Genomic DNA, 22,628 nt, shown 5'->3' with positions numbered 1-22,628 from the left:
CGAATCCAAGGAGCTTCATGTCTCAACTGCTGATCAAGAAGGCCTGCATCCTGTCGATGGATCCGGCCGTGGGCGATTTCGAGGACGCCGACATCCTCGTCGAGAACGAGCGCATCGTCGCGGTGGGACCGAATCTCGCCGCCGGCGATGCAGAGGTAATAGACGGGCGTGGCCGCATCGTCACGCCCGGGCTGGTCAATGCCCACATCCATACCTGGGAGTTCCAGCTTCGCGGTATCGGCGCCGACTGGGTGAGCAGTCGCGACTATCACGCCAACATGCACAAGAAGCTGGCGACCTACTACGAGCCGCGGGATGTGTACCTTGGCAACCTGCTCGGGGCGCTGAACCAGCTGCGCAACGGCACCACGACGATCGTCGATTGGTGCCACATCCTGCGCGACGCGGAGATGACCGACGTGGCCATCGACGCGCTGGAGGAATCGGGCATCCGCGCCGTCTTCGCGCGCGGCACCGTCAAGCCGCCCGAGCGCCCCGGCGAGGTGCCGTACCACAAGAAGCCCTTCCCCCGCGAAGAGATCGAGCGCCTGCGCAAGGGCAGGTTCGCTTCGGACGATCGCCTGGTCACGCTGGCGATGGCGATCCTGGGCCCCGACTGGGGCGAGTACGACGTGGCCGCGCACGACATCCGCCTCGCACGCGAATTCGGCCTGATCAACTCGGCCCACACCTACGGACGCAAGGGCAAGCGCGTGGTGGAGGACGGCTACCCGCGTCTTGCCGCCGAAGGCCTGCTGGGTCCGGACCACAACATCGGGCACGGCAACTGCTTCGACGAGACCGAACTGAAGATCGTGCTTGATGCCGGTTGCACCATCACGGCCACCAACCTCACGGAGATGCTCAACTACGAGCAGCCGGCCATGCTCGGGCGCCTGGTCAAGCACGGGGCGATGCCATCGCTGGGCACCGACTGCGATCCGTACTTCAACAGCTCGATGCTCGCCGTGACGCGCCACGCCTTCCTGCACCAACGCGAGTTGGACAACCGCAGCCTCTGGCACGAAGGCGCCTGGCCCGCGAAGACGCAGCACTCCACGCTCACGCGCGACGCGCTGTACTGGGCAACGATGGGTGGTGCCAAGGCCTTCGGGCTGGACCGCAAGACCGGCTCGATCACGCCAGGCAAGCAGGCGGACCTGGTGATGTTCGACTGCCGCGGGATGAACATCTTCCCGGCGCTGCCCGGAGGCAACGCGGCGCACATCGTGGTGATGTACGCGGAGACCTCGGACATCGAGAACGTGATGGTGGCCGGGCGCTGGGCCAAGCGGGCAGGGCAGTTGACCTTCGATGCCAAGCGCCTGGAACGCTTGCAGGAAGAACTGATGTCTTCCCGATTGCGCCTCTTCGAGCAGGGAAGCTACAACTGCGTTCCAGTTGAACGCGGACCCCAACCGGAGCACTTCGTCCTATGACCACTTTCATTCTTCGCCGCGCGATCCTTGGCGCCGCGCTTGTCCTGGGTGCCGCTTCTGCGCTGGGCCAGGCCGCGCCGACGGGGCCATGGCCCAACCGCCCGGTGAAGATCGTCCACGGATTCACGCCGGGTGGGCCGGTGGACGCGCTCGCACGGCTTCTGGCAGCTCAGTTTCCGGAGACCTTCGGCCAACAGGCCATCGTCGAGGGCAAGCCCGGCGCCGGCGGCACGATCGGCGCCAACTTCGTCGCGAAGGCCGAGCCCGACGGCTACACGCTGTTCCTGATGGCATCGGGCCATTCGGCAGCGCCCGGGCTCTACAAGTCATTGCCGTTCGATGCGGTGACGGACTTCACCATGATCTCGATGGTGGCGCGCAGCCCCTTCGCGATCATCGCCAACCCCGATGCCCCGTTCAAGACCGTGCAAGAGTTCATGCAGCAGGCCAAGGCACAGCCCGGCAAAATAGACTACGGATCGGGCGGCACCGGCAGCGGCATGCATCTCGCCGCGGTGCTGTTCCAGGCGCGCAGCGGCGTACAGCTAACCCACGTGCCTTACAAGGGCGGCAACGCGCCAGCGCTGGCGGTGATGGCGGGCGAGGTCCCGGTCATCTTCACGTCGCTGGCCGGCATGTCCGGCCATATCGAAAGCGGCAAGGTGCGGGCACTGGCGGTCACCTCCGGCACGCGCTTCGCTGCCATGCCCTCGATACCGACCGTCGCCGAAACCGTGCTGCCGGATTTCGACGTGAGTGCCTGGTACGCCCTGGCCGGGCCGAAGAATCTTCCGCCCGCCATCGTCTCGCGGCTCAACGAAATGGTGCAGACAACCCTTCGTCGTCCCGAGATCATGCAAACGCTGAAGCTCCAGGCAGCCGAGCCCTGGGCCACGAGTGCTGCCGAGGCACAGGCCTTTCTCAGGACCGACGTCGCACGCTGGACACGCGTGGTCCGCGAAGAGAACATCGCGCCGCCACCGAACTGAGCAACGATGCTCGCGCAGCAGGTGGCTGCGTGGGTAGTCGCCACCCAGTTTGAAGGTCTCCTGAACGTGGACGCCAGCCATCCGACGGAAAGTGATCGGTTCGTGGCGCGTCGTTGTCAGTCGGTTTTCGTGTACCCCGCGGGCTGAGTCCGTTGCGACCTTGCACGCGCTACGGCCGTGTGCTCCCAGAGCGAGCACATTTCATCCCTCTCGAGAAAGGCGTTGCGCTGAAGCGCTGCCCCCAAGGTGTCGCCTCGTGAGCGAGCCAAGGACTGAAGGTCGCAACCGGCTGTGGCCAGACGGAATACTGACGCGCTAGCGGTCTTCATGCGAACACTGCCTAGCTCACTCGGGGGTGGGGGAGGCAGAACAAGTGCGTATTACTTCGACGGGCGAACCTGTATCCCGCCCACCACGAAGTCGACGAGCGTGGACTTCATAACCTCCATGTCCGATGCGACGGCTTGCTGGCAAGGACACCGAGACGGTCGTCAATGCGCTGATCAAGAATGCCCGCAAGCTGCCGCAGGAGCTCTACAAGTCGCTGACCTGGGACCGAGGATCAGAGATGGCAGGCCACAAGCAATTCACCCTGGCGACCGACACCAAGGTCTATTTCTGCGATCCTCAGAATCCTTGGCAACGCGGAAGCAACGAGAACACGAACGGCCTTTTGAGGCAGTACCTTCCCAAGGGAATCGATGTCTCGACCTACTCACAAGCCCAGCTCAATGCGTTGGCGCGGAGGTTGAATGAGAGACCAAGGAAGACTCTCAACTTCCGAACACCTGCTGAAATGTTCAGCCAAACCGTTGCATCGACCGGTTGAATCCGCACCAACAGACAGAGGTGCGAGGGAAGTTTGTGCCTGAGTAGTGCCCGGAGAGAATAGGAGCGTCCCGACACGGACCGGCGCGCCAGGCGCGTCCGGACCGCAAGGGCCTTCGGCAGGGCGGCCTCCCTACCGGCCAGGTGAATCAACCCGACCATTGCGGTCGCATTTGGGCCAACCGATGGAATTTGAGTTCCTGTCCGATCACCAGGCGGTGGTCAAGCGCGTCACTGCCAAACTTGAGAGCTGCAAGCGCGCCGGCTGGGCCGTTGCCTAGACGACGCAAACAATGGACGTCTGGATGCGAGTCCTATGTAAATTGAAGATTATTTCTTCGATTTGTATTAGTATTTGACATAATTATTCTTGTCTAAACCGAATTCTGCAGCTTCTGGCATTCAGGGGTGGTGGTGTGTACAAAGCATTGCCTCACCGACCTGTGGTGGTGGGTGCTGCTTGTCATCGGTGGCTACGCGAATCTCGATAGCTATCGCAACGACTTCCAACGCCGCGCGCTTTGTAAAGAGCGTCCAAGTAGTTCGATGCGCTCGACAGTCGACGAGATTCTGCATTGCTAGCAGCCGCGGAAAGGTTCAACTTGAAAACACACCGTCAAGGGATCCAGCCCTATACCTAGCCCTTGCGCACTAGTCCCGTAAAGCCCGCGACAGTTAGCGCAGCAATGAGCCACCCCATCAAAGTGTGTACTGCAAGCCACCCCTTCAGAACCCCGGCAGGGACTGGCAAGACGTGGCACAAACATCTGCTGTGCTCATCGATGCGCCAACTATCCTTTTGGTGCAGATTCACCGATGGAATAAATGTGTCCAATGCAAAAATGAGCGGGCTGAACTCTGGATAGTTGGGAGGAGACTGGCAGTGCTCGAAGAACTGTGCCGCCGCCTCAGGTTTCGTCGGGACCATAAGTTCGTGGCCCCCGGCAGCGAGTGCCAACGCAAAGCCGGCGATGATCAAAGGGGTGAACAGGAGGGACCGCTGAGGTTGATATCCGTAGCGTAATGTCTGGCCATAGAACGAGTGCCACCAGCGGGCAGCGCCGCGGTAGGCACCCGCGGAGTGCAAGGCGTCCTCCTTGGCAATTGCAACCCGCCGCGCGTCGCGTTCGTGGCCGGCACGACGAAGCACCTGAGCCAATTGCTCGTGAGGCTGCGCATGAAAGGCTGGAGCGTGCCCATCCTTGCGAACGGCCGCTGCGACCAGAGGCGGCTGCAGATCCAGCCAGCGGAGGCGTATCGGTGCGTCCGGAGGATCTATCAGGCCGTAGACGAAGCCTAGGGCGTTTAGCCAGCCCTTCGTTGGCCATCCTCCCTCCGCGTCCTGGAAGCGCGCGACACTAGCATCGGACAGATCCAGCCCGCCCTTCTCTATGCGAAAGCCGGCGTCGAGGTATAAGGTCCCGCCAATGCGCGTGCCTTGCAGCGACAATGCCGTTCCCTGTGCATCAATCCGCGAGCTTCGCAAGTCGAGATCGTTGCCAATCACAGCCCGCTGCAGAAGGACGCTGCCTTGCGCGAAAAGGTCGTCATCCATATGTACCGAATTGCCGACGCGCAGCCCGGTCGCCTGGAGCGCATCGCGACCGCCTCCGAGCATCCATGCGCCACGCAGGCTTAGGTTGCCGTCAATGCTTGAGCCAAAAAGGCGCACTCCCCCACGCACGCGGAATCGCCGCATCTGGGCCGTCCTGCCGGGTTGAACATCTTGAGCAAACTCGCGGCGGAGCAAGACCGACCCCTGTGTCCGCACGCGTTCAATGCATAGCGCGTCGCCCCGCCTCGCCAAAATCCGACTGCCCTCGAATTCGATATTGCCGCCGACCGTGCCCCCAATGTAGACGACGCGGCCGAGAACAGTTAGGCGCGGCCCCAATGAAAGAGTGGCACCAATACTCGAGCCACTCAGATTCAGCGCCACCTCAGTCGGCTCGCAACGGATACAGGAACACCGCTGCGGGCACGATCGCCAAACTAGCAGCGCTTGTCTACGACCCTCGACGCGCGGGCGAAGCACCCGGGAGCGTCAGGCGGCAGGTAGGCTCCAAAGGCGCGCCAGGTGTCAGGCGCGCCGCAGCGAGATCTGTAGCACCTCGGCAGCTCGTTGAGCCGACATGGCCGTGGTCTTGAGGCTCCCGCTGCCATCGTCCTTGGATTCGCCTTCACAGTGGATCGCGGCCGCACGGCCGTCGCTCGTTAGCCAAAGCATGCCGCTGTCCCCGTGCACGGTCCCGGGCGGATCCACCATGAGCACGACGTCGCTGTAATCGGTGATCCCGTATTGGTCTACGCCGATCACGCTCGCGAAGCGGGTTCGATTGGGATCGGAGCCCATGACGCTCACCCCCACCAGTCTCTGATGCCGGAGCGACGCGAGATCGACCGTCGCCATAGGCTTCGCGGCTTGCCCTCTGGACCTCAGTGACTGATCGCTGAGGCTGAAGAGCCCACAGTCGATGTAGCCCCGGCTCCCGCCAATCTTGGCGCCGCCGGTTAGATGGAGCGTTTGGGTCGTGGTGCCAGCGAACTCGAAAGTGCCGGCGCCGCGATCGAACATCTGAATTTCCGCAGAGGTATTGGCATTTCGGTCGGGTCCCAGCATGCAATGCGCGCAGCTCAGGCCCCAGAGCCCAAACTGCGATTCAGCGAAAGCAGTCAACGTACCTTGGGTGAAGCCGTCACGGATGAAGGTGCCTTGGCTCAGGTTCTGGCGGCGCATGAATGGCCAGACCAAGACATCCGTCAGAATTGAAGTCCCGGACACCTGAAAGCGGGGCGGGATGCGTTCGTGTGGGGCAAGCTCGTTCCAAGGCACTTTTTCCCGAACCAAGTAGGTGATGCACGGCCTCGGAAGCACCTCACCCTTGGTGACCTTGACGCCAATCATTGACCCAACGATGTCGCATCGGCCGGCGATGCGCTCGTCGGCCTGCGCGCGGTGCTGCTGCAGCTGCAGCGTCACCCGTCGAGACTGGGAGCGCGAGACGCTCTTCATCACTGCACCCTGCGCAGCGTGACGCTGGCGCCGTTCTGGATGATTTCGTAGAGCTCGAAGTCAGCGGCCGCAGGTGCGTCCGGTGTGATCTTCGCGACGATCGCTTCCAACTTTGGCTTCCAGGCAGTAACGAGTTGCAGGGCCGTGGTTCTAGCACTCGGCGCGGCGGGTTCTGCCGGAAGCTTAGCAAAGGCCTTGGCGCTTTCGATGAGTTGATCGCCGAATGCCGGAATCAGGTTGGCGCTTTCAGGTTTGCCATTAGCCTCCAGGATCGAGGCCAGATTCTTCTTCACGGCCTCAACCACGGGCAGTTCGGTGTTGGCCTCAAGTCCGGCGAGGGCCTTCGTTGCTTTGTCGCTAGACATGTCACTCAACAGACTTTTCATGGCCTCCAAGGTTGCCGCATCCGGAATCTTGGCTGCCTGCTCGGTGCCCCCGGCTGGTGTGCGCCTGATCTGATCAGCTGTGGCGTAGTCCTTCGCGGCTGTTGCACGAGACGTAAGGAGCCCTGACACCGCGGTGATCAACTCTGGAATCTTCGTATCGGTAATCTGCCCAAACTGGGTCAGTTGTCCGTGATCAAGCGTGAGCTTTAAGTCCGACGAGCCGAAGCCGGAGCGCGGATTCGCGTAGATGACTTGGGACCGATCGGTGAGGTACTGGATGGACACCTCCACCGGCTTGTCCTTGTTCTGAGTGCGGCTGACCAAGACATAAGGCTTGGCCCCATAGATTGGAATGCCGGTCTTCTTGCTCAGATCTGCGTCCGAATAGAAATCCACTCCGGCGCAACCGGTCAGTAGAGCTCCTGCCAAGACGGCGGTCCATGTGGTTGCTTCGATCCCAAGAGCCTGAGTCATAGCGGCGCACTCCGTTGTTGGTTTGTGTTTTGCGGTGCGTCAGAATGCAGTTTGGCGCATCACGCACGCATCCCCAGTACTGAGGATGGATGCCGAAGTCCGATGCCTTGCGCCGTCCGCGCTTGCCACGGCAGGTTTCACATGGCCGCGCGAGCGCTCCAGGGTTCGGGCTTCGATCCAACAGGCAGCACCGCACGGTGGCTGCTACATGGTTGCCGCACAAGGCGAGCCAGACTAGATGCCAGCTAGGCAGCGTCCGCAGATCGCAGCCCGGAACAACTCCACGCGCTGGTCATCCGGGTCGCGCATGCACCATTCGCGCAATTGGTTCACCGTAAACAGGCTCATTGCACTGACCGGTCGGCCTGGACCTAGCGCCTCGATGCACGGCTGTGCGGTCGCAGCACGCGCGCGATTCGCTGTTCTCTCAGTCGTCGCCTCTACTTCAACCCTGGAAGGTCCCGCCAGTCACACTAACAGGCGCGGCATCATCATCTAGCTAGCTAGGTGATTTTGAGAAACGCATTTCGCGCGCTTTCGTGAGCGCACGTGCTCCGTCAAAGCTTGGCGCCTTCGGGCCGGAGCGCATGACGGACTGGATGTTGGTGCTTGAGTGGGCTGGAGCCCTCATCGGGCTCGCGTCGGCGTTCATCCTCGCGACGAACTCTCCGATTTCGCGCTTCGGATGAGTGGGCTTTCTGCTGGCCAACTTCCTGATGATCGGGTTTGCTTTGGCCGGGGAGCACTGGGGGTTGCTGACCCAGCAAGCCGGCTTCACCGCGACGAGCATCCTTGGGATATACCGGAGCGGCGTGTTGTGGCGACGTGCTTGATCGCTCACGTGCTTGGTCGACGCAAAAAGGCCGCCTGGACTTTGTTCCAGGCGGCAATCGAACTGCTGCGCGTCGTCAGGGAGCCGACGAGGGAAAACGCGTGGTGGACGAAACCGCTCTCGCGGTAGGCGCTTCGCGCATCCCATGGACATGCCGTGACCCGGTTGCCGCCACCGTTGGCGGCGAGGCAATACCGCCTCGCCATCAACGGAGCAGCCCTCATGGACACCATCACTTCGGCCGTCACCCCGCTGCGTCAACGCATGCTCGAGGACATGCGCATGCGCAAGTTTGAGCCTCGAACTCAGGAGGCCTACGTGCGCGCCGTTCGCAAGCTCGCGGCGTACCTTCACCGCCCCCCGACACGGCGACCGTGGACGAGTTGCGCGACTTCCAACTCCACTTGGTTGATTCGGGCACTTCACCTGTCACGCTCAACGCCACGCTGAGCGGCCTGCGATTCTTCTTCGATGTCACCGTGGGCCGTCAGGAGGTCATGGTCAGGATGCAACCGGTCAAGTTGCCCCGCAGCCTCCCGGTGGTGCTGAGTCCGCAGGAGGTCTCTCGGCTCATCGCCGCTGCGAGCAACGTCAAGCACCAGGTGGCCTTGTCGCTCGCCTACGGCACGGGCCTTCGAGCCAGTGAGGTCGTGCACCTGAAGGTCACCGACGTGGACAGCCAGCGCATGACGCTGCGAGTGGAACAGGGCAAGGGCCGCAAGGACCGCTACGCCATGCTCAGCCCGGTGCTGCTGCAGCGTCTTCGCACTTGGTGGCGTATCGCACATGCCCAGGGCCGTATGCTGCCCGGTGGCTGGCTGTTCCCGGGCATGAACCCCACCGATCCGCTCACCACTCGTCAGCTCAACCGCGCCATTCACGACGCTGCCGATGCCGCCGGCATCCACAAGCGCGTATCGATGCACACGCTGCGGCACTGCTTCGCCACCCACCTGCTGGAGAGCAAGGTCGACATCCGTGTGATCCAGGTTCTGCTGGGACACAAGCGCCTAGAGACAACCACCGTGTACACCCACGTGGCCAACGATCTGCTGCACGAAGTCTTGAGCCCGCTGGAGACGCTGCCGCCCTCTTGAGGCGACTGCCGTGGGCCGGCCTTCCCTGGAGGTCGCCGACATCTTCCGCCAACACGCGCCAGCGTGGCGCGATGCCCTGCGTGGTCATCTAAACCTGGCGCAGTTGAAGGTCATGTCGGCCATCGAACAGTGCCGCAGCGCGGCACTGGGTGGGCACGTCTTGCGCTGCGAGGGCTGCGGCGCCGATCAGATCGCCTACAACTCCTGCCGCAATCGCCACTGCCCCAAGTGCCAGAGCACCGCGGCGCAGCGCTGGCTTGAGGCGCGCCAGGCCGACCTGCTGCCGGTCGAGTACTACCACGTGGTGTTCACGCTGCCGGCACCCATCGCCGACATCGCGTACCAGAACAAGGCCGCGCTCTACGGACTGCTGTTCGACTTGGCCGCCGAGGTGTTGCTCACGATCGCCGGCGATCCGAAGCACCTGGGCGCCAGGATCGGCGCCACGCTGGTGCTGCACACCTGGGGCTCGGCGCTCACGCACCATCCTCATGTGCACGGCATCGTGCCGGGCGGTGGCCTGGCGTCCGATGGCACGCGGTGGGTCGCCTGCCGTCCGGGCTTCTTCCTGCCGGTTCGAGTGCTCTCGCGCTTGTTCCGGCGGCGCTTCCTCGAGGAGTTGCAGCGCCTGCATGCTGCCGGCAAGCTCAAGTTCTTCGGCGAGCTCGCGCATCTAGCCGATGCACGGGCGTTCAAGGCCTGGCTCGCGCCAATGCGGCAAGTCGAGTGGGTGGTCTACGCGAAGCGGCCCTTCGCCGGGCCGCAGGCCGTGCTGGCCTATCTGTCGCGCTACACCCACCGCGTGGCCATCTCCAACAGCCGCCTGCTCGGGATGGACGAGCGAGGCGTGATCTTCCGATGGAAGGACTACCGCGCCAAGGGCCGCACGCGCCACAAGGTCATGACGCTCTCACCTCAGGAGTTCATGCGCCGATTCCTCTTGCATGTGCTGCCCACGGGATTCCATCGCATCCGCCACTACGGCCTCCTGGCCAACGGCGCGCGCACGGCAAGTCTGGCCGCCGCGCGCGAGCTGCTGCATGTGCTGCCGGCGCAGTCGCCATGCACGGACAGCAACGAGCTCGATGCAGAGATGCATCCCGAGCACCCCACCTTCATCTGCCGGCACTGCGGCCACGCCATGACCATCGTGCAGGTCTTCATCCGTGGGCAAGCGATTCGTGCACCGCCATGACTGCAAGTCCATCCCTTGCATCCCTGAAGTCGACCAGCGAACGAGTCGACGGGCCGGCCGCGCGCCGTGTGCGGCCTTCGCCGCAGCGGCACCACGCCCCATCCTCGCCAGCGCGTGTCGCAGCCGCTGCGCGGGATCTGCGCCGCCCGTCAGAGCCGGCGCGCGACGCTAACGCGCCCACGTTGACGGTCCTGCATTCGTCACTATCGCCATAGCGCCGCGGTCCTGAACACCCACCGCGGTGTGCTCCGCGGTTTCCTCCCTCAAGGCTTGTGCGACACCTGCCCTTAGGTCGCGGCCGCTCTACCGCAGCGCGCATGCCGGGCAGATGTCTCACAACCCTTCATGTTTGCAGTCGAGGGCGGGATTATGACGAGCACTGCGCGTTGATCTTGGATCGCGGGCCAGCGAGCGTCCGCTATGGAGCGCAACCGATGTCCGGTAGGTATGCGCCCTAGGCGGGAATCGGGCTCTCCCGAAAGCGGACGGTCCCTGAAGGTCCGGTACAGAGTGCGACGTACAGCCGCTTCGGCCCTTTCCGGCCATTGGGCCCAGCGAAAAGCGGCCCCTCGGCCGCAGGCTCTGGCGCGCCCTCGGCTGACTTTTCGGCTACTGTCGTGGACCCCCGCCGTGCGCTAATAGCTCGGCTCGCCTACTCGCAACTGCGTTCCTTCCATCGAGAGCGCTGGGTCACGAATAAGCTCAACTATCTTCGAAACCGGCGTAACGATGCCGATTCCAACATTTACCCTTTCGCCATCTGCATTTTCGTCGTAGTGACCATGCATGACGCCGAAAAGATGAATTCCAGAGATAAAATCATAGTGCGCAAGGTCTGGATTGATTCGAATTTGTGAGGTACCCAAATTTGCAAAGACTGGCGAACCACTCAGTCCTCCAATCGACCGCGCTTCGATTAACGCAGCATCCATCTGCCCCATTGCTGTGCTCACCTTTTCTTCCGCCATCGCCGCAATGTTTCCAGTTCGCACAATCGGTAGATTTCTCTGAGTACCAGTATGGTGCTTAAATAGTCCAATGATGGACACCCCAGTCCCCACCCCGATATTGTGCTTCTGAAAAACCTCCTCCTCCGGTGTTTCATCCAGAATCCACGGCGTAACCTCGAATCGCTCTTGGTCGATGTCCGCGGGGACCGCGGCCAAGTCTACTTCGGGTCGCTCATGAAAATGAAAGGCGGATACTGGCACTTTAAATTCCTCGCAATTTCCGTCTTTAGTGTTGACTCTCACAGCCAAGTGCTCTACACCCAGCTTCCTCACTTCCTCCACAACATGCCGTGCAGTGACGAAATAGGCCGTGGCGCCACTAAATTGTTTGCGCGCGGCGTTGTCAATTTCTGTACGCGGCGCCTCCCTCGGAACTCGCCAAATAAAAAACCCCGTGCCGCCGAGCCTGGCCCTACCTTCTACGGTCGGCGCTGCTACATAGGCGACGCAAAGCCTTACTAAACTGGATATTCTCATCAATCTCTCTTTTTCCCGGCGACCTCCCGCTTCAACGCGAGGATGGCGAATCTGCTCTTAGGGGAAGGCGCCTTGCATAGGTGGCGGGCTAATTGCGCTGCATGGCCACGGTCCGCTGCTGGCCGCATTCTGGCGGAGGTCGCCAGCGCCGTCCGGCGCCCAAAGCGGAAATAGCCAAGCCTCGATATCAAACGCTCAACGTCGAATTAGGCATCATCCGCAGGGATTGGGTGCGCGCCCCAGCCGTTAAACCGAATCACGCGCTTAGTTACACGCCGACCTTCACCGCTGGCTCCCACGGAGATTGCCTCGCCATCCGTCTTTAGACCGAGGTGACCCTTGCCAGAGCCGTCGTAGTATTCCTCGATAACAACTTCATGCGACGCAGCAATGCGTTCCGCGATGGCAAGTTCTTGAGCTACGCGCGCTTGGTGGGCTTGGAATTCCATTACGATTCTCTGTTTCTTGGCTTCCTCCTCAAGGGTTGCCAATCCCTTAGATTCGGCAGCTCTGACTTCGTCCTGAGAAGATGAGAGAGCCGAATATGCAGCTTTCATATAGCCAGGAACAAAAAAATCCAAAGCAACTTTCCCTGCAATTGAGGCAATCTTTGCTGTATCCACCAATTAAACTCTCCTGAAAATGGCTTACGCCTGAGTTAGTCCGCGCCGCGACGTGGCGTCGGCTCGGATGAATTTTTGGCTTGCACGCGATCGGCGTGGATGGTCTGCTGCTGGCCGAGTGAAGCCTGTTGCCGTCATCGAAGGTTCGGGCCCATTGCACTCACTCGACCTTCTCGGAAGCGGTCCGCTCAACACAACCAATCAAGCTGTCATGTCAAGGAAGCTTTAGATGGTTTTCTACGTCGCGGACACTTACCCAGACGCCAGTCAATTCGACCGGGGATAGGCCTCTCGCCTGAGCTTGTTGGTTAGACGTTTCCTTTTCCAAGTTCGATATCGGACAATTGGATGCAGCACTCGCGATATTGCATCTCGAACCTTCCGCGCTGCCGCTGCTATCGCCTGCTCGTCCAACTGACGCGATATGACGTCCATGTCGGATAGCATTTCTCTCGCCTTGCAGCTCAGTCGATAGGATTCGAACAGATGTGCCGTAGCCTGTTTATTCAGGAAGGCTTTCGCCGCAATTATCTGTTCGACAAATCCAATGAACCTCCTAAAGCCCAAATAAACCGCTGGGGCGACTAGGAGTGAAACCAAACTAAACCAGGCAAGGGTAGCGTCTCCAATTACACATTTTTCACCCCAAATCGCAGCTTGATATAGGGTGCCTCCAGCCGACGCTACAATTGACACTGCTAGCAATTGGGGGACGAGATAAACACGTTTGAGAATTCGAACGCCCTTAAAGGTGCGTGAGACCCAGTTCTCGAGATGCTGTCGTTCATCAGCATCCAGTGACCAGGTCGCATCAATCTTCTTAAATTCGGTCGCCACCACATTAGTGATACTGGACTGAGAGTTCGACACCTGACCCGAAAGTACAGCAAACACTGCATTTGCACCGAACGCCAGGTCGAGAAGGCTTGTGGAATTGCTACAGAGCGCCAACGATTTTTAACTTTAAAGTTCGCAATTCGACACCTCGATGAGCACTCGAATGCGAAGGCAAGGGATGGCCTTGCGCATCTAGTGCGCGCGGGCGTCTATTCTGAAGGGCCGGCCTTTTGTACGAAGCAGCGTCCAGTTGCACCCGACGGGCCCGTAACCATCAGTGGATAGAGAATGTATCCAAATGATTCTCTCGTGGGGCTTTGGCGCGAAAAGCCTTCCAAGTTCATAGGAGTTTGTGGCGCACCCGCCACTCGCACAGCGTGCCAAGGGGAGCGGCCTAGCGAGTAGCTGCTGCTGGCCGACTCCTGCCCGGCGCATCAGCGCTGCGGACAGCGCCTTCCCTTTTCTTCCCGCCTGTAAAGGCCACCATCCCGAGAACAAGAGATCAGGAGCTTCCCCGTGAATCCAAATGCCTCCAAAGCAGACGACGCGCCTTTGGCGCGTTCGGCGGCATCCCCGGCTAGCTGACCACCGCCAGTGACAAAAGCGGTTCGGCTTGCTTCGATTTGGTTGCACGTCGCCTGGGTCGAGCACTGACATGCTGCGCAAAGTTCTGTCCCCTGCTCATTCACTGCACCGCAAGCCAGGCAGGACCATCGGTAGTTCGGCATAGTTCGATCTTGCTACGAATCGAGATGCGGTATGCATTGACGCAAGGGGTCTAAGAAGAAATCGAACTTGCCTTCGAGCCCGGCGACTATGAGATCGCTCGGGGCGATCGCTGGACGGCGGTCGCGCTGTAGACGAGCGAGACCGTTTGCCCTTCATGAACTGTCGATGAGTTCACTGTCTGCACGGGCAGTCGAATGTGAGCGTTGAGTGTGCGGATTTCAGCCGAAATACGGGCGCTCCGCTGGGAACATCGCCCGTTTGACGAAACTTCGCCAAGAGGGTGGCGCCTTGGAACCCAGCACCACAAGGCCGGCACAGTAAGCTTGCGCCCGCTGTTCAGGTGTCAATCCGGCGAGAGCGGCCTCGGCCCGAACCAGATCCTTGCGGCCCTGAAGCTCGTCCACGAAAGCCTTCAGCTTCGCAGCGTCATCCGGCGCCACTTGCGCGAGCTGAGTGAGCGCTTTGTCGGTGGAACGCCCATGCCTGATGCCCAAGCCCAGGATGGACCAGTTCGATGCCAGCTCCATCGCCGTACTCTTATCGTAGATCTCCAGCGCCCGTGCGACCTGCTGCTCGTTCGCACCATTCGACGCCCCAACGAGCAGGATCAGATTCGTCTGCGACCGAGCCGCGCCTGTCGCAAGTGCGAAGGCCTTGCCTAGGCGCCCCTGAATCAGATCGACGTAGCCCTGGGCTGGATTGCCTTGCGGAATGTTGAGACCCGTCTGTAAGGCCTGCTGCATCTTGAGGTAGTCCGACTTGGCAACCAGGTCGTCGATGGCGGCCGTCTCCCCTTTCTCGATGCGCCGCAAGCGCGCCAGGTCGACAGCGACAGCGTTGGCAAGGTACGGCGCCCGATTGCCGGCGCGCTCCAGAGCCTGCCGCGCCTCGGTCCAGGCCTGCTCACTGGCCCAGGTATGCCCCGCAGCGTAGGCGAACCACGCGCTCTCCGGATACGCGACAGCGCCCTTTTTGAAGGCCTGATTCTTCGACTGCGTGTCGTCCATGCAACGCACCACCAGATAGGCCAGGTCGCCGCTGCCCGCGTTCTTTTGCGCGAGTTCGCGTTGTTGCGCGCAGACCTGAGGACGCTCCTGCGACATGGCCGCCAAGTCCTGTTGCATGCGCAGCGAAACCACCTCCAAAGGCGAACGTTCCACGCGCTTCTGCAGAATCGTGCGAACCTGCTCGGGCGGCAGGTCCCGCATCGCCAACATCAGCCACTCGAGCAGTGTGGCCGACTTTGTAGATTCCCACTCGCTGTGCACCGCGAGCATCGCTCGGCGATCACCGTCGGTCGACATCATGTCCAGGATGCCGGCCACGGATTGCGGTGCTGGTGCGCTCACCACCGAGCGCGTTCCGCCGCCCCCTTTGGTGCGAATGCTCTGCGGCGGCGGCTCCAGAAGCGCGTCGGCCTGTTGGACGGACCAGCGCGGCGCACCCAATGGTCTCTCTGGCGCGGCAACGGCACCACCGTAGACGGCAGTCCACGAAACGAAGGGACTGGCACCCGCGACGTTGTAGAGATAGTTCGCACCGATGAACTCGGGGTTGGCGCTGAAGGACTCGATCTCCTGCCCCTCGGTGGTGTACGCACGAACCTCGACCGCCTTGTCTGCCTCGAGGTTGAAGCCGCGCTTCGCCCCGGGCGCGAGCAGCACATCCTGGCCGCCGATCTGGATCTTCACGTTGCGATCCAGTCCGTTGTAAGCCAGCACCGTGGCATTTCCGAGGGAAGAATTGCTCAACCCCATCAGGCCGGTCACGATGCCGCCTGCCACCAGCAGGCGTGCGCCGCCAGCCCACCAGCCGTCCGCGGTCTGGAAGCGCGACCAAGCGTCGAGCCGCATCTGGCGCGGTCGCTCCTGCCCCGCGATCAGGGTCGCGTAGTGCGAAGGAACGACGGGCCCCGCAGGCGAGGCACCCAACGTCGTCCCCGACCTCATGGCGTCGTCCAGGCGGGCTTCGATGTCCAGAAGACAGTCGAGCGCGCTGCGGCGCAATCGCCCCAAGGCACGTGCCATCGGATTGGCCCAGCTGTCGACAACACGCAGCCAGTCATTGAGGTTCTCGCGCGTCGGATGTCCGAAATTGAACTCACCCACGGCTTCTGCCCAAGTCTCACCGCCCAGCGCCGCCTGCGTCTGCTCTCCGAGCTGCAGCTGGGTCGCCTGGCTGGCGATGGCGGCCATGGCGCTGAAGAGGGCCCCGGCGTCTGCCAGCACGCGCTTTGCCTCCGTCTCGTTCACCTTGCGCTTGGCGGTCACCATGCTGAAGGTGTTGGCGAGCAGGACGCGCAGATCGGCGAGGTCTGCTTCCACGTGCTCGGCATAGTGCAGGAGTCGCACCTGTGCCATCCAACCCTCGGCCCATGCAGGGCCCGCAGCCTGCGCCAACGTCTGGTACACGCTGCGGCAGCGGCGGTCGTGCTCGTCCAGCGCCTGCTCCGCCGCCGCGATATCGCGCTCGACCTCCCCGATCGCGTCGGCTACGTCGCTCTTCCTGAGCACGCGGCCGCGATGCTCGAGGCGCGGACCTTCACTCTTCGCGACCCCGTCGCGTACCGCCATCAACGAAGCACGTTCGTGACGCAGGGCATCCAGGCGCTCCAACTGCGCAGAGAGCGTCGAGGGGTACAGCTCTGCACGTGCTGCAATCGCCTCCGTCAAGTTCATCACGTCGAAGAGCTCGGCCGGGTCGTTGCACGTGCGCGTCACGAAACGCGCGAGGTACACGCCCCGGTAAAGTCGCTGATAAGAGCGGCGGTCATACTCCGCATCGAGAGCGGCCAGCGCTTCCTCGCGCGTATCGAGCGCCGGCGGCGGTTCGACATGGCTGATCAGCTTCGCGCACAGGCTTTCGCGCAGCGCCAGCGGCTGATCGAACAGCGCCCACGCCGGCTCATCGCTCATCTCCGCCTGAAGGAAGACCCGCTTGGCGTTCTGCTCACGCTCGTGGCTGGCCGGGTGCGTCGCCCACATGCGCGAGATCGACACCCGATCGCGGCGGAAGACGCGGTGTGCGGCCTCACCTCCGGCAGGTGCGCTGGGCGGAACTCCGTATTCTGGATCGTCGTAGATGACACGCAGCTTGCGCAGCACGCCAGTCTGGATATCCAGAAGATCGGGCGCGGCGTAACCCCGAGGCAGCCGCAGATTGGCAAACTCGAGCGCGCGATCCCATGCGGCGTCCGCGGCCTGAAGCTTGTACAGCGCATCGATCAGCGCGTCGCTGCCCGCGAGGCTCACCGAGACACGGTCCGCCTGGAACTCCATCTCGCGCGACAACGCACGGTCGGCCAGCACCACCAGCCGGAACATGCTGTCGGTCACCGAACGGATCGCCCATACCAAAAGCGAAAACAGCCAGCCGATCCAGGCGATGCGAACGTCCGTGCGCGAAAGCCCTTGAAGAAAGCGGTCTAGGCCATCGCGCTTGGCCACGATGTGGGCTGCGATCTGCTGCGCCAAGTAGACCCACCGGCCGACCGCCATGCTCCGCTGCGCAAAATGGCCGAACTCGTGTGCCAGCACCGCCTTGAACTCGGAGACGCTCAACATGTTCACCAAGGGCAGGCCAATCTCCAGATGCTTCTTCGAGGGCAGGATGAAGTTGAGCAACGAGAGGTCGTAGAACACCGCTGCGTTGACCCGCAACGACAAGTACACCTTCGCCGGCCTCGGCGCGCGCGCTTCGTCCGCAAGACGGTACAGAAAGGCAAAAAGCTTCGGCTGCTCGGCCGCGGTGATTTCGGTCAGGCCGGCCAGCTCTCCGCGGCGCACGAAAACCAGTGCCTTCAACATGAAAACGGCCAGGAAACCTGCGCCGACCCCGGCGCCCAGCAGCATCAGCCCATCGCCGGAGCCCAGCGCCATGGCGCGCAACAGCACGAATGCCTTCCAGGCCAGCCAGCCGGAGAAGGCCAGGTAGGCCAATACGAACGCCAGCAGCGCGAACGTCGCCAGCCAGGCGTGGCGCCTGTAGGCCGGTGTCGCCTTGGTCAGTTGATCACCGCCGGCGGCAGGCCCCGCCGGATAAAGCGTATCCGTCGTCATACACCCTTCTCCTCATAACGCGCATGCGCGCGATGCCCCTCGCGTGCCCGGTTTGCGCACCGTCAAACGCGATCGTTCGACGGCGTGCCCCGAAACATGTAATAAATCTTTACCGACTTGGAGATCATATCTGGCGCATTTGGCAACCGATGTGCGGTCTGGGTTGGGCGTGTCGAAGAGGCAGTCGCTGGCCGGTGCGGCTTGCCTACCGCTCTCGAGTGAATTCCGAGGCGCGGCCCAATGACCGCAATCGGCCGTGCTGCACTCAACCCAAGGGTATGAGCGATCGTCCGCAATGGGCGCACACAGAAGTAGTTCCCCCCGCCCTGCCAGTCGACCGCTCTCGCTGCACTGCCGGCTTCGCCAAGACGGCCTCGCTCGGCTGCACTGTGCTCCTTTGCTGTCCTTCAACCGCCACGCTTGAGCTGGAGATCCGCAGCGAAAGCAGCCGACCGGAAGAGCAGGGCGGATCAGGCGCTTCGTTGCCCCAAGCGGACGTCGAGCCCCTTGGCGTCCTAGCACGAACGGGGTGTCGACGCCTGCACGATTCGCACGAGCAACGGCGCGATTTCGTCAACCATAACGACGTAGTTTGGGTGATCACCCAGAACGGCACTGGACGGCATCTGGGGTCGTCGAGAGTCACTGGGACTCTGGACGATTCGAACGCCACCACGCGCGGCTATTTGATTGAGGCCTCGGGTGCCGTCATGGCCCTCGCCACTGAGCACCACCCCGATGACCTTCTTGCCATAGATCGCTGCAGCCGACTCGAGTGCGAGATCGGCGGGATCTGCGGCGTCCCGGGTCAGTTCTGATAACCCGAGAGTTCCATCGGCCTCGATACGAATGCACTTGTGCACGGGTGCGACATAAGAAGTGGATGCCGCCGGCAACAAGCCTTCGCGAGCGATAGTCATGCGAGGGCCCTTCGCGTACTTGAGAGTTCGACTGAATTCTTGGCCAAGCTCTTCACGCGATAGAGCCAGAATGACCGGAGCCGGGAAGTCTATTGGCAGACTACCGAGTATGGTGGATGCGGCTCTCGCTGAACCTTTACCACCTCCGATCACAACTAGCCAGTGAATCACGGTCGAACCTCCATCTTCATCGCTTCAACTGCATCTGGACCACTGCACCGGTAGCCTCGGAGACGAACCTCTGAATCCCGCAGCGCAGGTGGCTTCGAATATCGAGAATAGGAGGCCTTCATTGCCTAGTTCTTGATATGCGTCAAGTTGGCTGCCGCTCTGGTCACGTGCACGCGGCCGCGGCGCGCCAAGAAGTCGAGATGCGGGAGCATGAGGCCATCACGACCTTGCGCGAGGTCAAGGTTTTTCGCCGCGCCATCAGTATGGTTGGGGGCGCTTTTTGAAAGGATCGCCGTGAAGACCCTCTGGATCTATGTCCACGCATCCATCGCATCGCTTGCGTGGCTCTTCATTCTTGTGGCGCTTTCGTTTGCACTGCTGGATGCAAGTGCTGGTATCCGGGAGGACCCGGTCTTTTCTGTGATCAGCATTGTCCTGGCACTGGGGCACTTGAGTGGCGGGCTCTATCTGGTGCATTGCATTCGCGAGGAGATTCGCGAGGCCAGGCATGGGGCCGGAAGCGGCAATCCACCCCAGCGCGAACGACGCGTGCCCGCTTCATCTTGAGTTCGGAGCGCGTCGCTCGGCTGACTTGCGCTGCATCAATGCGGTTCCGAATGCGGCGCGAATACTTGGGGTCCTTGATCTACTTGAGGAGACGCCATGTACCAACGCATTCTGGTGCCCATCGATGGGAGTGTCATATCCAATTGCGGTCTTTCCGAAGCGATCCGCATCGCGAAGATGACGCAGGGACGGCTTCGTTTGTTCCACGTCATTGATGACCTGTCATTCGCGCTTGCCCTTGGGAGCAATTCGGGCATTTCGAACGATCTGATCGCCTCGTTGCGGGGCGACGCCATGAAGATTCTGGACAAAGCCAAGGCGGTCGCGTGTGCGGCGGGTGTCCAAGTCGAGACGCGTCTGTGCGACGCCTTCAGAGGCGAAGTTCAGGACAAGGTTGCCGAGGAAGCGCGCGAATGGGGAGCGGACCTGATCGTTCTGAGCACGCATGGAAGGCGTGGCGCGAGCCGTTTGCTGCTGGGAAGCGGAGCTGAACGCATCTTGCGCGTAGCGCCCGTTCCGATCCTGCTGGTCCGCGCGCCGGATACCACGCTCTCCGATGAGGTGTCGCGCGCCACCACGTCAGCCCTTGCCGCCGCCGAATGACTCGTCAGGCGTGAGGAACTGGGTTGAGAAGGGGATAGGTTCCATGGCCTTCGATCGGCTGCCGGTTCGCCGCGCGGGCATCGACACGTACCAGCAGCCAGTTGTCTACATGCGAAGCGATTGCCATGTCTGCCGGGCGGAAGGATTCGAGGCGCAAACACAGGTCGAGGTCATCGACAAGGGCCGGCATCTCCTGGCGATCCTCAACCATGTGAGCAGTGACTGGCTCTCTCGTGATGAGATTGCTTTGTCGGATGCGGCCTGGACCATGCTCGATGCCACGGAAGGCGACCTCGTCGAAGTAAGGCATCCCCCGGTGCTTGAGTCGCTGGCACATCTGCGCGGCAAGGTGCATGGGCGCCCCTTCACCTATGCAGCCTTGCGCGCGTTGATGGAGGACGTGAGCCAGGGGCGTGTGCCGGACATCCATCTCGCATCACTCATCACGCTGTGCGCCGGCAACGGGCTCGACGTAGAGGAAACGGTGGCGCTTACGCGCGCGATGGTCGACGTGGGCGAGCGTGTCGCATGGGGCCAGACGCCCGTCATGGACAAGCACTGCATCGGGGGACTACCGGGCAACAGGACCACGCTACTGGTGGTGCCGATCGTTGCAGCATGCGGCGTGACGATGCCGAAAACCTCGTCGCGCGCGATCACTTCCGCGGCTGGAACCGCGGACACCATGGAGGTCCTTGCGCCCGTTGACCTCGATCTATCCACCATGCGGCGGGTTGTGCAACGAGAGCGCGGCTGCATCGTCTGGGGCGGAAACACCCGCATCAGCCCGGCGGACGACATCCTCATCCGCGTGGAGCGACCTCTCAGTCTCGACAGTCAGGGCCTGCTGATCGCATCGATTCTCTCGAAGAAGGTTGCTGTCGGCTCTCAGCGCGTGCTGATCGACCTTCCGGTCGGACCGCTGACCAAGGTTCGCAGCGCCAGCGCCGCCGAAGCTCTGTCGAAGGGGCTCGTCGCCGTTGGCGCCGCCATGGGCCTGCAGGTCCGTACGGTGATGACCGATGGCACTCGGCCGGTTGGACGGGGGATCGGCCCGGCGCTGGAAGCGGCCGATGTCATGGCGGTGCTCGAGGGCGCGCCTGGCGCACCGCATGACCTGCGCGAGCGCGCGCTGATGTTGGCCGGCCTCGTTCTGGAAATGGCCGGCAGAACACCCGAGGGCACCGGGACTGAGATGGCGCGGCAGGTGCTCGACGAGGGGCGGGCACTCGCCAAGTTCATCGCCATCTGTGAAGCGCAGGGTGGCTTGCGCATGCCGCCCAAGGCCTCGCACACGTATGTGATCGCCGCGCACGCGAGCGGTTCTATTTCTTCGATCGACACGAGGCTGGTGGCGCGAGCAGCCAAGTTGGCAGGCGCACCGCGCGATCCAACCGCCGGAGCAGTTCTTCATGCGCAGGTAGGTGACCAGATCGAACTGGGCCAACCATTGATGACGCTTCATGCCCAGAGCGAGGGAGCGCTGCAATACGCGCTCAACTTCATGCGGACCCAGCTACCGGCGATTCAACTCGCGGCGGCGACTGGTCCCTGACTCGAGCATCGCGAATCGCATCGAGGCCCTCGCTGCACAGGTGCGGGACTGTCGCCACATTTCACACGGCCGTACCTTCTCAATCGACTGTCAGGTCGTTGACCACTGAGTGAACGCCGGGTGCAGACCAGGCAGCGCCCTGCACTGCATCGAGTTCCGCCCACGAGTGGACCTTGCCCCTGAGATGAACCTCGGAGCCGACTACGGTGACCTGGATGCGATCGGCCTCTCGGTTCGCTTGTCGCGAAAGAGCATCGTGAAGGCGTTTCTCGACGTCGGTCGCCTTCACCTTCGGGATGATCTTGATCGCGTTTGTGACGCCGGTGACGCCCATGAGATTACGGACCGACCGCTCGGCGGCTCGACGCTGATAGTCCCATTCGACCTCTCCGTTGAGAGTGACCCAGCCTCCTTCGACCATCGGCTTGATCTTTCCGGTTGGAACAAGCACCGACCATTCCAGTCCACGCTCAGCCGCCATCGCAATGTCCGCGTCCGAGCGCGTATCGGACGCGGGAAGTTTCACGGTCATTTCCACCGCGAGCGCCTTTACGCCCTTCACGCGACGGGCTGCGGCTTCCGCAGCGTACTTCTCAGCGTGACTGGCGACATGTCCAGTCAGGGTAACAACGCCATCCGCAGCGATCACCCCGATGTGTGCCGGGTTGACTGCCGGGTCCCAGTCCAGTTCAGCCTGGACATCGTTTCTGAGCTGTGCATCGGATCGCATATGAACTTCCTTTCAGGCAAGTGAGCCGTTGAAGCGGTCGGCTGGAACACAAAGCCGACCTTCGGTTCGACTCTAGGCAGTCTTGAAGCTCATGG

General features: G+C 62.0%; 14 protein-coding genes and 2 pseudogenes. 8 read left to right on the top strand and 8 right to left on the bottom strand.

What is annotated here, in order from left to right:
* Positions 1-17: 17 nt before the first annotated feature.
* The 3 genes and pseudogenes from FHW64_RS31720 to FHW64_RS31710 all read left to right on the top strand — a co-directional run.
* Positions 18-1,439 (top strand): amidohydrolase family protein, encoded by a 1,422-nt coding sequence (locus tag FHW64_RS31720; RefSeq protein ID WP_184533003.1) that lies wholly within the window; start codon positions 18-20, stop codon positions 1,437-1,439.
* The gene (locus FHW64_RS31715; protein WP_184532995.1) at positions 1,436-2,428 is read left to right on the top strand and encodes a tripartite tricarboxylate transporter substrate binding protein; all 993 of its coding nucleotides are present in this window, start codon (positions 1,436-1,438) and stop codon (positions 2,426-2,428) included. Before FHW64_RS31720 ends, FHW64_RS31715 begins: the two co-directional genes overlap by 4 nt.
* Positions 2,429-2,888: 460 nt before the next feature.
* A pseudogene (locus FHW64_RS31710) lies at positions 2,889-3,257 on the top strand (IS30 family transposase); the annotation flags it as partial.
* Between the two features lie 636 nt (positions 3,258-3,893).
* Here the strand turns inward: FHW64_RS31710 and FHW64_RS31705 are convergent.
* The 3 genes from FHW64_RS31705 to FHW64_RS31695 all read right to left on the bottom strand — a co-directional run bounded on the left by FHW64_RS31705 (position 3,894) and on the right by FHW64_RS31695 (position 7,129).
* Positions 3,894-5,195, bottom strand: coding sequence for a hypothetical protein (locus tag FHW64_RS31705; protein WP_184532993.1), 1,302 nt, complete (start codon positions 5,193-5,195; stop codon positions 3,894-3,896).
* 141 nt (positions 5,196-5,336) lie between these two features.
* Positions 5,337-6,269: a hypothetical protein gene (locus FHW64_RS31700; protein WP_184532991.1), complete on the bottom strand. Its 933-nt coding sequence runs from the start codon at positions 6,267-6,269 to the stop codon at positions 5,337-5,339.
* The gene (locus FHW64_RS31695) at positions 6,269-7,129 is read right to left on the bottom strand and encodes a hypothetical protein (RefSeq protein WP_184532989.1); all 861 of its coding nucleotides are present in this window, start codon (positions 7,127-7,129) and stop codon (positions 6,269-6,271) included. The genes FHW64_RS31700 and FHW64_RS31695 overlap by 1 nt, the downstream gene beginning before the upstream one ends.
* Positions 7,130-8,183: 1,054 nt before the next feature.
* Between FHW64_RS31695 and FHW64_RS31690 the strand changes: the two are divergent.
* Positions 8,184-9,058, top strand: a pseudogene (locus FHW64_RS31690) (tyrosine-type recombinase/integrase).
* A gap of 10 nt (positions 9,059-9,068) precedes the next feature.
* On the top strand, positions 9,069-10,253 hold the full coding sequence (locus FHW64_RS31685) for an IS91 family transposase (protein ID WP_184532987.1): 1,185 nt from the start codon (positions 9,069-9,071) through the stop codon (positions 10,251-10,253).
* A 635-nt stretch (positions 10,254-10,888) separates the two neighbouring features.
* On the opposite strand, the gene FHW64_RS31680 is transcribed toward FHW64_RS31685, so the two are convergent.
* The 4 genes from FHW64_RS31680 to FHW64_RS31665 form a co-directional block, all read right to left on the bottom strand.
* Positions 10,889-11,740: a trypsin-like serine protease gene (locus FHW64_RS31680; RefSeq protein WP_184532985.1), complete on the bottom strand. Its 852-nt coding sequence runs from the start codon at positions 11,738-11,740 to the stop codon at positions 10,889-10,891.
* Positions 11,741-11,946: 206 nt separating this feature from the next.
* Entirely contained in the window at positions 11,947-12,363 is a 417-nt protein-coding gene (locus tag FHW64_RS31675) for a hypothetical protein (RefSeq protein ID WP_184532983.1), read from the bottom strand.
* Between the two features lie 1,784 nt (positions 12,364-14,147).
* Positions 14,148-17,987 (bottom strand): M48 family metallopeptidase, encoded by a 3,840-nt coding sequence (locus FHW64_RS31670; protein ID WP_184532981.1) that lies wholly within the window; start codon positions 17,985-17,987, stop codon positions 14,148-14,150.
* 515 nt (positions 17,988-18,502) lie between these two features.
* Positions 18,503-19,060 (bottom strand): chemotaxis protein CheB, encoded by a 558-nt coding sequence (locus FHW64_RS31665; RefSeq protein ID WP_311733423.1) that lies wholly within the window; start codon positions 19,058-19,060, stop codon positions 18,503-18,505.
* 312 nt (positions 19,061-19,372) lie between these two features.
* On the opposite strand from FHW64_RS31665, the gene FHW64_RS31660 reads away from it, so the two are divergent.
* The 3 genes from FHW64_RS31660 to FHW64_RS31650 all read left to right on the top strand — a co-directional run bounded on the left by FHW64_RS31660 (position 19,373) and on the right by FHW64_RS31650 (position 21,803).
* Positions 19,373-19,645, top strand: coding sequence for a hypothetical protein (locus FHW64_RS31660; RefSeq protein ID WP_184532972.1), 273 nt, complete (start codon positions 19,373-19,375; stop codon positions 19,643-19,645).
* 96 nt (positions 19,646-19,741) lie between these two features.
* Entirely contained in the window at positions 19,742-20,248 is a 507-nt protein-coding gene (locus FHW64_RS31655) for a universal stress protein (RefSeq protein ID WP_184532970.1), read from the top strand.
* Between the two features lie 43 nt (positions 20,249-20,291).
* The gene (locus tag FHW64_RS31650; protein WP_184532968.1) at positions 20,292-21,803 is read left to right on the top strand and encodes a thymidine phosphorylase family protein; all 1,512 of its coding nucleotides are present in this window, start codon (positions 20,292-20,294) and stop codon (positions 21,801-21,803) included.
* Between the two features lie 79 nt (positions 21,804-21,882).
* Here the strand turns inward: FHW64_RS31650 and FHW64_RS31645 are convergent, their stop codons facing one another.
* Entirely contained in the window at positions 21,883-22,533 is a 651-nt protein-coding gene (locus FHW64_RS31645) for a BON domain-containing protein (protein WP_184532966.1), read from the bottom strand.
* Between the last annotated feature and the right edge of the window lie 95 nt (positions 22,534-22,628).

The sequence above is a fragment of the Variovorax sp. Sphag1AA genome (assembly GCF_014192575.1).
GTDB lineage: Bacteria > Pseudomonadota > Gammaproteobacteria > Burkholderiales > Burkholderiaceae_C > Variovorax.
Note: the sequence above shows the minus strand (reverse complement) of the source record. Positions and strands in the feature narration are given on the sequence as shown.

Coding starts and splice junctions, on each gene's coding strand:
- FHW64_RS31720 (WP_184533003.1), top strand. CDS start 18: ATGTCTCAACTGCTGATCAAGAAGGCCTGCATCCTGTCGATGGATCCG.
- FHW64_RS31715 (WP_184532995.1), top strand. CDS start 1,436: ATGACCACTTTCATTCTTCGCCGCGCGATCCTTGGCGCCGCGCTTGTC.
- FHW64_RS31700 (WP_184532991.1), bottom strand. CDS start 6,269: ATGAAGAGCGTCTCGCGCTCCCAGTCTCGACGGGTGACGCTGCAGCTG.
- FHW64_RS31695 (WP_184532989.1), bottom strand. CDS start 7,129: ATGACTCAGGCTCTTGGGATCGAAGCAACCACATGGACCGCCGTCTTG.
- FHW64_RS31680 (WP_184532985.1), bottom strand. CDS start 11,740: ATGAGAATATCCAGTTTAGTAAGGCTTTGCGTCGCCTATGTAGCAGCG.
- FHW64_RS31670 (WP_184532981.1), bottom strand. CDS start 17,987: ATGACGACGGATACGCTTTATCCGGCGGGGCCTGCCGCCGGCGGTGAT.
- FHW64_RS31655 (WP_184532970.1), top strand. CDS start 19,742: ATGTACCAACGCATTCTGGTGCCCATCGATGGGAGTGTCATATCCAAT.
- FHW64_RS31650 (WP_184532968.1), top strand. CDS start 20,292: ATGGCCTTCGATCGGCTGCCGGTTCGCCGCGCGGGCATCGACACGTAC.
- FHW64_RS31645 (WP_184532966.1), bottom strand. CDS start 22,533: ATGCGATCCGATGCACAGCTCAGAAACGATGTCCAGGCTGAACTGGAC.